This is a genomic window from Mesorhizobium sp. M7A.F.Ca.US.008.03.1.1, assembly GCF_003997495.1.
In the GTDB taxonomy this organism is placed as follows: Bacteria; Pseudomonadota; Alphaproteobacteria; order Rhizobiales; family Rhizobiaceae; genus Mesorhizobium.
This window is the reverse complement of the sequence record NZ_RZRU01000013.1, coordinates 1-12,349: the sequence shown is the minus strand read 5'-3', so window position 1 is coordinate 12,349 and position 12,349 is coordinate 1. Positions and strand designations below refer to the sequence as shown.

General features: G+C 63.0%; 9 protein-coding genes. 4 read left to right on the top strand and 5 right to left on the bottom strand.

The window, feature by feature from the left end:
- Positions 1-57: 57 nt before the first annotated feature.
- The 3 genes from EOA16_RS18680 to EOA16_RS18670 all read right to left on the bottom strand — a co-directional run bounded on the left by EOA16_RS18680 (position 58) and on the right by EOA16_RS18670 (position 2,432).
- Complete coding sequence (locus EOA16_RS18680; protein ID WP_127259598.1) at positions 58-735, bottom strand: DUF1345 domain-containing protein; 678 nt, start codon at positions 733-735, stop codon at positions 58-60.
- A gap of 31 nt (positions 736-766) precedes the next feature.
- Positions 767-1,237 (bottom strand): YaiI/YqxD family protein, encoded by a 471-nt coding sequence (locus tag EOA16_RS18675; protein ID WP_127259597.1) that lies wholly within the window; start codon positions 1,235-1,237, stop codon positions 767-769.
- Positions 1,238-1,304: 67 nt separating this feature from the next.
- Complete coding sequence (locus tag EOA16_RS18670; RefSeq protein ID WP_127259596.1) at positions 1,305-2,432, bottom strand: S-(hydroxymethyl)glutathione dehydrogenase/class III alcohol dehydrogenase; 1,128 nt, start codon at positions 2,430-2,432, stop codon at positions 1,305-1,307.
- A gap of 198 nt (positions 2,433-2,630) precedes the next feature.
- On the opposite strand from EOA16_RS18670, the gene EOA16_RS18665 reads away from it, so the two are divergent.
- The 3 genes from EOA16_RS18665 (at position 2,631) to EOA16_RS18655 (ending at position 9,147) form a co-directional block, all read left to right on the top strand.
- Positions 2,631-4,643 carry an acetyl/propionyl/methylcrotonyl-CoA carboxylase subunit alpha gene (locus EOA16_RS18665; RefSeq protein WP_127259595.1) on the top strand — a complete coding sequence of 671 codons (2,013 nt, stop codon included), beginning with the start codon at positions 2,631-2,633 and terminating at the stop codon, positions 4,641-4,643.
- Between the two features lie 105 nt (positions 4,644-4,748).
- Positions 4,749-8,276: a DNA polymerase III subunit alpha gene (gene dnaE / locus EOA16_RS18660; RefSeq protein ID WP_127259594.1), complete on the top strand. Its 3,528-nt coding sequence runs from the start codon at positions 4,749-4,751 to the stop codon at positions 8,274-8,276.
- A gap of 67 nt (positions 8,277-8,343) precedes the next feature.
- Positions 8,344-9,147 carry a potassium channel family protein gene (locus tag EOA16_RS18655; protein ID WP_127259593.1) on the top strand — a complete coding sequence of 268 codons (804 nt, stop codon included), beginning with the start codon at positions 8,344-8,346 and terminating at the stop codon, positions 9,145-9,147.
- Between the two features lie 12 nt (positions 9,148-9,159).
- Here EOA16_RS18655 and EOA16_RS18650 read toward each other — a convergent pair whose 3' ends face one another.
- Positions 9,160-10,041: a DMT family transporter gene (locus tag EOA16_RS18650; protein WP_127259592.1), complete on the bottom strand. Its 882-nt coding sequence runs from the start codon at positions 10,039-10,041 to the stop codon at positions 9,160-9,162.
- 197 nt (positions 10,042-10,238) lie between these two features.
- On the opposite strand from EOA16_RS18650, the gene EOA16_RS18645 reads away from it, so the two are divergent.
- Positions 10,239-10,745, top strand: a complete 507-nt coding sequence (locus EOA16_RS18645) for a hypothetical protein (protein WP_127259591.1) — start codon at positions 10,239-10,241, stop codon at positions 10,743-10,745.
- Here the strand turns inward: EOA16_RS18645 and EOA16_RS18640 are convergent.
- Entirely contained in the window at positions 10,742-12,070 is a 1,329-nt protein-coding gene (locus EOA16_RS18640; protein ID WP_127259590.1) for a DNA polymerase IV, read from the bottom strand. The genes EOA16_RS18645 and EOA16_RS18640 overlap by 4 nt on opposite strands.
- Positions 12,071-12,349 lie beyond the last annotated feature (279 nt).

Genomic DNA, 12,349 nt, shown 5'->3' with positions numbered 1-12,349 from the left:
CATTGTCCTCCTGATACGTCGCGATCCAAACCGATGTTTCATCCGATCACGGATTTATTACGGACCGCCCAGGCTGACGGCGAGATTGACGGCGGCGGCGACGATCACCGTGTTGAAGAAGAACGACAGGATCGAGTGGACAAGCACGACACAACGCATATGCGTCGTCGAGATGTTGGTATCGGCAGTCTGTGCCGTCATGCCGATCACCGTCGAGAAGTATAGGAAATCCCAGCCTTCCGGCCGTTTGTCACCTGGGAACAGCAGCCCGCCGACCGGGATTTTCTTCCTGGTCTCGGCATCCACCGCATCGCCGTCCATCCAGTAGACATGGGCATAATGGAGCGCTGTCATGGCATGAATGGTGAACCAGCCGAGCGGGATCGACAGCAGCGCGAAGATGAGCTCTATGGGATGGCTTCTGTCCTTCTGATTGATCAGCAGGAACAATGAGATGACGGCAACGCCGACGACGACAAGCGTCACAGCGAAGATGACCAGCACCGGCTGGTCGGTGGCGCGCGCGTTCTTGCTCAGATACCTGCCGGTGAACTTCGGCATCTGGGCGACGACGAGAATGACATAGGCGGCAAAGAACGCGTTGGCGCCGATCGAATAGGTGAGCGGGGCGTGCAGCAGCAATGCCACGAGGAGCGCAAAAACGCCAACGCAGGCCGACACAGCGAACAGCATGTGGCGCTGCATGGGAGGCTTCATCGGGGTTTCGGCAGCCATGTCGGTTCCAACCTTGGATGGCGCTCGGCTTCTAGTCCGGTGTGGCGGATTTGAGCGCCCGCCGCAAGATGCGGTCGAGTTCGCCGAGAAAGCGCGAGCGGTCCTGCGGGGCGAAGCTGGCATTGTAGCCCTTGCTTTCGCCTGTCTCGCGCAGATGCTGCTTCAGGTCACGCATCGCCACCGCCATGCCGATCGTTTCCGGCGTGAAAGGACGCCCCGTGGGTCCAAGCACATGCGCGCCAAGCGCCACCGCGCGGGCGGCCAGCGGAATGTCGGCGGTGATCACAATGTCGTTGGTGCGTGCATTGTCGACGATCCAGTCGTCGGCGGCATCAGCGCCCTTGGAGACCACGACATTGCGGACCATCGGATCGCGCGATGGCCGCAGGCCGCCGTTGGAGACGTAGGTGACAACGATGCCATGCCGGTCGGCCACTTTTTCGACCTCGGCCTTGACCGGGCAGGCGTCTGCATCGACGAGAATGGCGGGGAGTTCGCTCATGTTTCTTTTCTCCTCCCATTGTGAACCACGGAGGTCGGGGCCGGTTGGGCGGCGGCCTTGATCTTCCTCAGTAAACCACGACGCTTCTGATCGATTTGCCCTCATGCATGAGATCGAAACCCTTGTTGATGTCCTCGAGCTTCAGCGTATTGGTGATCATGGGGTCGATCTGGATCTTGCCGTCCATGTACCAGTCGACGATCTTCGGCACGTCGGTGCGGCCGCGCGCGCCACCGAACGCGGTCCCCATCCAGGTGCGGCCGGTGACCAGTTGAAACGGCCGCGTCGAGATCTCCTGTCCGGCACCCGCGACGCCGATGACGACCGACTTGCCCCAGCCGCGATGCGAGGCTTCGAGCGCCTGACGCATCACCTTGGTGCTGCCGGTGCAGTCGAATGTGTAGTCGGCGCCGCCGATCTGGTCGGCGCCGCGCTTGGTCATGTTGACGAGGTAGGGCACGACATCGCCGTCGATCTCCTTCGGATTGACGAAATGCGTCATGCCGAACCGCTCGCCCCACTCCTTCTTGTCGTTGTTCAAATCGACGCCGATGATCATGTCGGCGCCGGCAAGTTTCAGGCCCTGAATGACATTGAGGCCGATGCCACCGAGGCCGAAGACGGCCGCCGTGGCGCCGATCTCGACCTTGGCGGTGTTGATCACAGCACCGATGCCGGTGGTGACGCCGCAGCCGATGTAGCAGATCTTGTCGAAGGGGGCGTCCGGATTGACCTTGGCCAGCGCGATCTCGGGCAGCACGGTGAAGTTGGAGAAAGTCGAGCAGCCCATGTAGTGAAAGATCTTGTCCTTGCCGATCGAGAAGCGTGATGAACCATCGGGCATCAGGCCTTGGCCCTGGGTCGCGCGGATGGCCGTGCACAGATTGGTCTTTCTGGACAGGCAGGAAGGGCACTGGCGGCATTCGGGCGTGTAGAGCGGGATGACATGGTCGCCCTTCTTGAGCGAGGTGACACCCTTGCCGATATCGACGACGACGCCGGCGCCCTCATGGCCCAGAATCGCCGGAAACAGACCTTCCGGATCGGCGCCCGACAGCGTGAATTCGTCGGTGTGGCAGATGCCGGTCGCCTTGATCTCGACCAGAACTTCGCCCTCACGCGGCCCGTCGAGGTCGACCTCCATGATCTCCAGCGGCTTTCCGGCGGCGACAGCGACAGCGGCGCGGGTTTTCATCAGGCGTCCTCCAATACGGATTTTTTTCCAAGGTTTCAGGTTTTGCCGACACGATCAACTGGCAGCTGGCTCCCCGACTGGGCCACAGCGATGAATTGGAATCGCAAGTCTATTGAAGGGCACTGAATTGCATGGTCGGCTTGACCCTGCAAGCACAGGCCATAAAAGGAACGGCCGACCCGAGGGATGACATTTCGCATGTTCACCAAGATCCTGATCGCCAATCGCGGCGAAATTGCCTGCCGCGTAATCAAGACGGCGCGCAAGATGGGCATCGCCACGGTTGCCGTCTATTCCGATGCCGATCGCGATGCCGTGCATGTCGAGATTGCCGACGAGGCGGTGCATATCGGGCCCTCGCCAGCCGCACTGAGCTATCTCGTCCCGGAAAAGATCATCGCCGCCTGCAAGGAAACCGGCGCCCAGGCCGTGCATCCCGGCTACGGATTCCTGTCCGAGCGGGCGGCCTTCTGCGAAGCGCTGGAAGCGGAAGGCATCATTTTCATCGGCCCGAAGCCCAAGGCGATAAAGGCGATGGGCGACAAGATCGAATCTAAGAAGTTCGCCAACGCCGCCAAGGTTTCCACCGTGCCCGGCTGGCTCGGCGTCATCGAGAATGCCGACCATGCCGAAAAGATCGCCGGCGAGATCGGCTATCCCGTGATGATCAAGGCTTCGGCCGGCGGCGGCGGCAAGGGCATGCGCATCGCCTGGAGCGAGGCCGAAGTGCGCGACGGCTTCGACCGCGCGCGCTCGGAAGCCAAGAGCTCGTTCGGCGACGATCGTCTCTTCATCGAGAAATTCGTCGTCGATCCGCGCCACATCGAAATCCAGGTGCTGGCCGACGCGCATGGCAACGCGCTCTATCTCGGCGAGCGCGAATGCTCGATCCAGCGACGCAACCAGAAGGTCGCCGAAGAGGCGCCATCGCCATTCCTGGACGCCGCGACACGCAAGGCCATGGGCGAGCAGTCGGTGGCGCTGGCCAGGGCCGTCGACTACCAGAGCGCCGGCACGGTCGAATTCATCGTCGACAAGGACAAGAACTTCTATTTCCTTGAAATGAATACACGATTGCAGGTCGAGCATCCGGTAACGGAGCTCGTCACCGGCATCGATCTGGTCGAGCAGATGATCCGCGTCGCCGCCGGCGAAAAGCTTGCCATCAAGCAAAGCGACGTCAAGCTGAACGGCTGGGCGGTGGAAAGCCGACTCTACGCCGAAGACCCTTACCGCAACTTCCTGCCTTCGATCGGCCGACTGACACGCTACCGGCCGCCCGAGGAAGGACAATTCGGTGATGTAGTCATCCGCAACGACACCGGCGTCACCGAAGGCTCCGAAATCTCGATGTTCTACGATCCGATGCTCGCCAAGCTGTGCACCTGGGCGCCGACGCGTCTGGAAGCCATCGATGCCATGTCGGAAGCGCTCGACAGCTTCGTCGTCGACGGTATCGAGCACAACATTCCGTTCCTGGCTGCCTTGATGCAGCATCCGCGTTGGCGGGAAGGGCGGATATCGACCGCTTTCATATCGGAGGAATATCCCGACGCCTTCGCGCCGGTCGTGCCGAACGACGACGAGAAAGCGGTGCTGGCGTCGATCGCCACCGCAGTGGAACTGCTGCGACGTGATCGGCTTGACCGGCTCGGCGGGCGCCTGGCGCCGCATTCGGGAGCGCTGAAGCGCGACTGGGTGGTGAAGCTCGGCGAAGACTATCTGTCGGCGTCGATCATCGAGGGCATGATTTCTATTCCGATGGAAGCCGATCTGTCGATCGAGGGCGGAAAGGCGCTGACCGTTTCGTCCGACTGGCGGCCGGGCGATCTGATATGGCGCGGCACGGTCGGCACGCGCAAGATCGCGGCTCAGGTCAGACCGGTTGCCAATGGCTTTCGCATTGCCTGGAAGGGTATGTCGGTGACCGCGCGCGCCATGCTGCCGCGCACCGCCGAGCTGGAAAGGCTGATGCCCGAAAAGGTAGCGCCGGACACGTCGAACCTGCTGCTTTGCCCGATGCCTGGCCTTGTCGTGTCGATTGCCGTTGCCGAAGGCCAGGAGGTCAAGGCCGGCGAGACATTGGCGGTGGTCGAAGCGATGAAGATGGAAAACGTGCTGCGTGCTGAACGCGACCTTGTCGTCTCCAAACTCAACGCCAAACCGGGCGACAGCCTGGCTGTCGACGCTGTGATCATGGAGTTTGCGTAAGGCTAGCCGGGAGGCAGCCTGTGATCAGCAGTGGTTTGTGCTGGACTGGCATCGCGCGGTCCCGGACAATACATCTCTATCGACTCAGGATCTTCACGCAGCACCATGGCCGACGAAAAACTTCCCCGCGATCCCTTGAAGCGCGAAGCGGCGATTGCTGCGGCGCGGCCGGAGGCCCCGGCGCGGCCCTTCGTCCATTTGCGCGTGCATTCGGCCTATTCGCTGCTTGAAGGCGCCTTGCAGATTGGCAAGGTGGTGGCTCATGCGGTCAAGGACGAAGCCCCGGCCATCGCCGTCACCGACACCAACAACCTGTTCGGCGCCCTGGAATTCGCGCAGAAGGCGGTGAAGGACGGCATCCAGCCGATCATCGGCTGCCAGACCGCGCTCGCCTTTTCCGGCGAAAACAGCGATGGCCAGCGCGACCGCAGGCGGCAGGGCCCGGATATGCGGCCGGTCGTCCTGCTCGCCGCGACCGAAGCCGGCTATTCCAACCTGGTCAGGCTGGTCAGCCGCGTCTACCTCGAAACACCGCCGGGCGAAGCCGTGCACCTGACCACGGAAATGATGGAAGGCTTTTGTGACGGATTGATCTGCCTCAGCGGTGGGCCGCGCGGACCGATCGGCACCGCCCTCAAGGAAGATCGCCGCGACTTGGCCGAAGCCCGGCTTTTGACCCTCAAGGCGATGTTCGGCGACCGTCTTTATGTCGAGCTTGACCGGGTTTCCGGCTATGACCGCGTGATCGAGAAATCTTCGATCGATCTCGCCTATGCCCATGAACTGCCGCTGGTCGCCACCAACGAGGCATTCTTCTCGGCCCGCGACGATTATGACGCGCATGACGCGCTGATCGCCATTGCCGAGGGTTCCGTCGTTGCCGCCGACAATCGTCGCCGGCTGTCGCCGGACAATTTCCTACGCAGCCAGGCCGATATGGCCAGGCTGTTCGCCGACCTGCCGGAAGCGATCGACAACACTGTCGAGATCGCGCTCCGCTGCTCCTATTATCCCAGGAATCGCAACCCGATCCTGCCGCGCTTCACCGGCGGCAACGTCGCCGACAACGACGCCGCCGTGCAGGCGGAAGCCGACGAACTGGCCCGCCAGGCGCATGAGGGGCTCGACGCGCGCCTGGCCATGCATGGCCCGACATCAGGCTATACGGTCGAGCAATACCGCGAGCGGTTGAATTTCGAGCTTGGCATCATCACCAAGATGAAGTTTCCCGGCTACTTCCTGATCGTTGCCGACTTCATCAAATGGGCCAAGGCGCAAGGCATTCCGGTCGGGCCGGGACGTGGTTCGGGCGCAGGCTCGCTGGTTGCCTATTCGACGACCATCACCGACATCGATCCGCTGCGCTTCTCGCTTCTGTTCGAGCGCTTCCTCAATCCCGATCGCGTGTCGATGCCCGACTTCGACATCGACTTCTGCCAGGATAGGCGCGAGGAGGTCATCCGCTACGTCCAGCAGAAATACGGTCGCGACCAGGTCGGTCAGATCATCACCTTCGGTACGCTGCAGGCCCGCGCCGTGCTGCGCGACGTCGGCCGCGTGCTGCAGATGCCCTATGGCCAGGTCGACAAGCTGTCCAAGATGGTGCCGCAGAACCCGGCCAATCCGGTCAAGCTCGCCGACGCCATCGCCAACGAGCCGCGTTTTGCCGAAGAGGCCGAGAGGGAGCCGATCGTCCAGACGCTGCTCGACATGGCGCAGAAGCTGGAAGGCCTTTACCGCCATGCCTCGACGCACGCCGCCGGCATCGTCATCGGCGATCGGCCGCTGTCGGAACTGGTGCCGATGTACCGCGATCCGCGCTCGGACATGCCGGTCACCCAGTTCAACATGAAATATGTCGAGCAGGCCGGACTGGTGAAGTTCGACTTTCTCGGCCTGAAGACGCTGACCGTGCTGGAGACGGCGGTGAAGCTGATCCGCCGGCGCGGCATCGAGATCGACCTGGCGACCATCCCGCTCGACGATCCCGAGACCTACGCCATGCTGTCGCGCGGCGAGGTGGTCGGCGTGTTCCAGGTGGAAAGCGCCGGCATGCGCAAGGCGCTGATCGGCATGCGGCCCGACTGCATCGAGGACATCATCGCGCTGGTTGCGCTCTACCGACCGGGGCCGATGGAGAACATTCCGACCTACAACGCCCGCAAGCATGGCGAGGAGGAGATGGCCTCGATCCATCCCAAGATCGACCATCTGGTGAAGGAGACGCAAGGCGTCATCGTCTACCAGGAACAGGTGATGCAGATCGCGCAGGAGCTGTCCGGCTACTCGCTCGGCGAAGCTGATCTGCTGCGCCGCGCCATGGGCAAGAAGATCCGCGCCGAGATGGACAAGCAGCGCGAGCGCTTCGTCTCCGGCGCGGTCGAGCGTGGCGTCGGCAAGCCGCAAGCCGACTTCATTTTCGACCTGCTGGCCAAGTTCGCCGACTATGGTTTCAACAAGTCGCACGCCGCCGCCTATGCGGTGGTTTCATACCAGACCGCCTATCTCAAGGCGCATTATCCGGTCGAGTTCCTGGCGGCGTCGATGACGCTCGACATGGGCAACACCGACAAGCTAGCCGATTTCCGCCAGGACGCGCTGCGCCTCGGCATCGAGGTTCTGGCGCCCTCGGTAATATCGAGCTTTCGCCCCTTCGAGGTCGGTGAGAACCGCATCTACTATTCGCTGGCAGCGCTCAAGGGCGTCGGCGATGCGGCGGTCGAGCACATCGTTGCCCAGCGTGGTGAAAAGCCGTTCAAGAACCTCGCCGATTTCTGCGAGCGGGTCGATCCCAAGATCGTCGGCAAGCGCGTCTTCGAAAGCCTGATCATGGCCGGCGCGCTCGACTGCTTCGGCCACGACCGCGCGTCGATGATGGCGGGCGTGGAGCGCATGATGGGGCTGGCGTCGCTGGCGCAGCAGAACGCGGTTTCCGGACAGCACGACATCTTCGGCGCATCGCTCGGCGCCCAGTCGCAGGCGCTCAATCTGCCGGCGACGGAGCCGTGGCTCGCCGCCGACCGGCTGCACCGTGAATTCCAGGTGGTCGGCTTCTATCTTTCGGCGCACCCGCTCGACGAGTACAAGGCGGCCCTGCAGAAGATGCGGGTGCAGACATGGGCCGAGTTTTCGGCGGCTGTCAAACGCGGTGCCGCCGCCGGCCGCTTGGCCGGCACGGTAACATCCAAGCAGGAACGCAAGACGCGCACCGGCAACAAGATGGGCGTCATCGCCTTCTCCGATACGTCAGGCCAGTACGAAGCCGTGCTGTTTTCCGAAGGACTGGCGCAATATCGCGACCTGCTCGAGGCCGGCCGCTCCGTCGTTATCACCGTTGCGGCCGAGGACAGGCCGGAAGGCGTCAATCTGCGCATCAACTCGGTGCAGTCGCTTGAGGACGAGGCAAGCCGCATCCAGAAGGCGCTGCGCATCTTCGTGCGCAACGCCTCGCCGATCAACACGCTGGCTGGCCAACTTGCCGTCAGGGGCGAGGGGCAGGTCAGTTTCGTGCTGATCAAGGAGGAAGGCGAGGGAGAAATCGAGATCGAGTTGCCGAACCGCTACCGGATTTCACCGCAGATCGCTTCGGCGATGCGCGCGGTGCCGGGCGTGGTCGAAGTGGAGTTGGTGTGACCCCCGTTCTTTCAGGCGCGCGGCAATCAGCCGGGCGGTCGCTGCCGCGAATGCCAGCGCAGTCAGCATGAAGCCGGCGCAGAGGAACGGGTCGCAGGCGGTTTCAGCCTTGGCGCGGCTGCGTGACAGGCTGCGCAGGCTCTATCATGGGCGCACGCCGGCCGCTTTCCGGTTTCAACTGGTGGCCGTCGTCATCGACCTCGCCATCATCGCCTTCTTCATCGCGACGCCGGTTCTTCAGGACAAGCCGTCCTTCCTCTGGCTCGATTATTCGGTGGCCGCGCTTGTCGCCGCGGACCTGGTCGCCCGGCTGCTTGCCTCCAAAAACATGCTGCGGCTGATGAAGCAGCCGACGTCGTGGGTCGATGTCTTCATCCTTTTGACGCTGCTGATGCCAACGGCGTTCGCCAATCTCGCCTTCCTGCGCATCCTGCGGCTGTGGTCCCTGTCGCGCAGCGGTTCGCTCTGGCGGCATTTCGAGATGCGCGGCCTGAGACCGTGGCGCGAGGCCAGCCACGCGGTCATCAACCTTTTGACCTTCCTGTTCGTCATCACCGGCTTCGTCTACACGTTCTTCTTCCGCACTGGCGCCGGCCTGGAAAACTATATCGACGCGCTTTATTTCACCGTCGCCACGGTGACGACCACCGGCTTCGGCGACATCGTGCTGCCGGGCCTGGCCGGCAAGCTGACGGCAATCGTCACCATGATCATCGGCATATCGCTGTTTGTCAGACTGGCTCAGGCGATCTTCCGGCCAGCCAAGGTGTTGTTTCCCTGTCCGCAGTGCGGCTTGCGGCGGCACGAGCCGGACGCCGTGCATTGCAAGGCCTGCGGCCATCTTCTCAACATACCCGACGAAGGGAACTGACGGCCGGCGGGACTACGACGCCGCCACTTCGGCCGGCTTTATCGGCCCGCGCGGAAGATTGAGCAAATTGCCCAACAGGATCAGCAGCGCGCCGCCGGCGGTAAAGGCGTCGATCTGCTCGCTATAGAGCAGCCAGCCGATCAGCGCCGATAGCGGCACGCGCAGGAAATCCATCGGCGAGATGACGGTCGCGTCGGCATAGCCGAGCGCGCGGGCCATGCAGAAATGCGAAGACATGCCGCTGAAGGCGATCAGCATGATCCATGGCCACAGTTCCAGCGGCGGGTTGCGCCATGTAGAGAGTGCCGGAACGAGGCCGACCGCCGACTGTATGATCAGCATCCAGAAGATGATGCGCACGACGCTGTCCGTGCGTGTCAGCGACTTGACCATGACCACCGAGATGCCGAAGCAGACGGCGGCACCGAGCACGATGAGATGCCCCGGATCGACCGAGCCGACACCGGGGCGCACGATGATCACCACGCCGATCAGCCCCAGCGCGATCGATGCCAGCTTGGGCCGGTTCAGCCTTTCGCCAAGGAAGCCAACGGCCAGAAGCGCCGTCCAGATCGGCGTGGTGAATTCGATCGAGATCAGCACGGCCAGCGGGATCAGCGTCAGAGCGTAAAGCCAGGCCGCCTGGCCGCTATAGTGGATGACGTTGCGGGCGATATGGGCGAGGGGGCGCTGCGTGCGCATGGCCGGAAAGCCGCCGCTCATCATCACCAGCGGCAGAAGGATCACAAAGCCGATCACCGAGCGCAGTTCCAGCACCTGGAAGACATTGAGCTCGGCTGTCGTGGCGCGGCCGGCGACCGACATCGCCAGGAATGAGGCAATTGACAGCGCCATCCAGAACGCGGCCTTGGGAATCGAGGAGGTGGGTGCCATCCGCGCTGTGTCGCAGGCCAGGCCCTCTGCCGCAATCGCTAGCCGCTGCATTCTTCTGGGCCAGTCGCGACTGGCTGGATGTCGCAAAACGTCATGCGGCGGGCGGAACCTGAAACGGCAAGTGGCGTTGAGTCCCGATGGTCAGCCGTGCTCGCAGACCGCCCCGCCTTTTTTCAAAAACGACAAGGAGAGCTTCGATGATATCCTTTGCGCAATTCGCGCTCACCGGCGGCTTATTGGTTGCGGCAGGCGCGGCACATGCCGACGAGACCCAATTCCTCCAGTCGTTTAAGGGCAATTTCGCCGGTAGGGGCATCGTCAAGGTCACCACCGATGCGCCGACCGTGAACGTGTCCTGCACGTTCAGGTCAAACGCGACATCGACCTCCCTATCGCTCGACGGCAATTGCCGGGGGCTTGTCGTGGTCACGCGCGCCATCAGCGCGGACCTGAAGGCTAGCGGTGCCAAATACAGCGGCACCTACGTCGGCTCTCGCACGGGACCGGCGCAACTCAACGGCAGCCGTTCGGGCAACGCGATCAACCTGGGCATTCACTGGGCCAAGGAGGTCAATGGCGACCGAAGGGCGCAGATGAAGGTTGAGAAACGCGGCGACAACGGCATGCGGTTGACCGTCATCGACACCGACCCGAAAACCGGCAAGAGCGTGGTGACGAGCAGGATAGATCTGCAGCGCACCTAATCCTCGAGCGGCTCCGGCGGATGGGCGTCGCGGCCCTTGCCGAATGTGTAGCCGGTTTCCACCGCCTTGCGGCCGAACTTGTCGCGCAGGGCATCGATGGCGCCTTCGGCCATGGCGCGCTTGCGCGACTGGATGTCGACCAGATCGGGCGGGTCGGCCTTGTCGTCGTCCGAGAGGTCGCTGACGCCGATGCCGAGCAGCCGATATTTCGTGCCGTCGGTTTCCTTGCGCAGAAGCTCCACCCCGGTCTGGAAGATGCGGTCGGCGAGCCGGGTCGGGTCGCCGAGCTGGCGATTGCGCGTGCGCAGCTTGAAATCCTGGGTCTTCAGCTTCAGCACCACGGTGCGCCCGGCAATGCTTGATTTTTTCAGCCGTGCCGAGACCTTTTCCGAAAGCCCCCTCAGCACCGCGACCAGCTCGTCCAGCGACGCGATATCGGTGTCGAAAGTGGTTTCGGCCGATACGCTCTTGGCATCTTGGTCGGGATCGACGCGGCGGACGTCCTCGCCGCGCGAAAGGTGGTAGAGCCGGTCGCCCATCGTGCCGTAGCGGCGCATCAGATCGCCACGATCCATCTGCTGCAACTGGCCGATGGTGCGGATGCCGTCGCGCTCCAGCGTGGCGTTGAACGCCTTGCCGACGCCCCAGATCATGGTCACCGGCTGCGCCGCCAGGAAGCCGACCGCCTCGGCTTCGCCGATGACCGAGAAGCCGCGCGGCTTGCGAAAATCAGACGCTATCTTGGCGAGGAACTTGCAGTAGGACAGGCCGGTCGAAACGGTGATGCCGATCTCCTTCTCGACCGCCAGCGCAAAGCGCGCCAGCACCACAGCGGGTGGCAGGCCGTGCAGCCGTTCGGTGCCGGCGAGGTCGAGAAACGCCTCGTCGATCGACAGCGGCTCGACCAGCGGTGTCAGCGCCTGCATCATGGCGCGCACTTCGCGGCCGACGCGGACGTATTTTTCCATGTTGGGGCTGATGACCACCGCCTCGGGGCAGGCTTCGAGCGCCTTGAACATCGGCATGGCCGACCGCACGCCCTGGATGCGGGCGATATAGCATGCGGTGGAGACGACGCCGCGCTTGCCGCCGCCGATGATCAGTGGCTTGTCCTTGAGCGCCGGATTGTCGCGCTTTTCGATTGCCGCGTAGAAGGCGTCGCAATCGATATGAGCCAGATGCAGCCGGTAAAGCTCGGCATGACGCGCAAGCCGAGGGCTGCCGCAGCGCTCGCAGCGGCGCGTCTGGCTGCGCTGAAACATCAGGCAGTCGCGGCAAAAACCGTGATCGGGATTGTTGACAGGGGCCGCCATCGCTGCGAACATAAAGAGAACAGAAGCAATGGTACGACAGTGCAAGGCCAGCGACAAGGCTGGCCTGGGGAGAACGCATGAGACTTCCTGTGTCAACCTTTGGCGAGCAAGACGGCTGCGGCGGGGTGTCTGTCTGGATTGTAGAGTGTACCGTCCTGCCAGGCGCGCCAGAGGATTCTGAGCCAAGCTCTGGCAAGGATGCGAACGGCATGAGGGTGTCTGCACCCTCGCTTTCTGGCGTCCTGATAGACCTTTGCAGCCCAAGGGCTGGCATGTCTGGAGTTGTCGGCG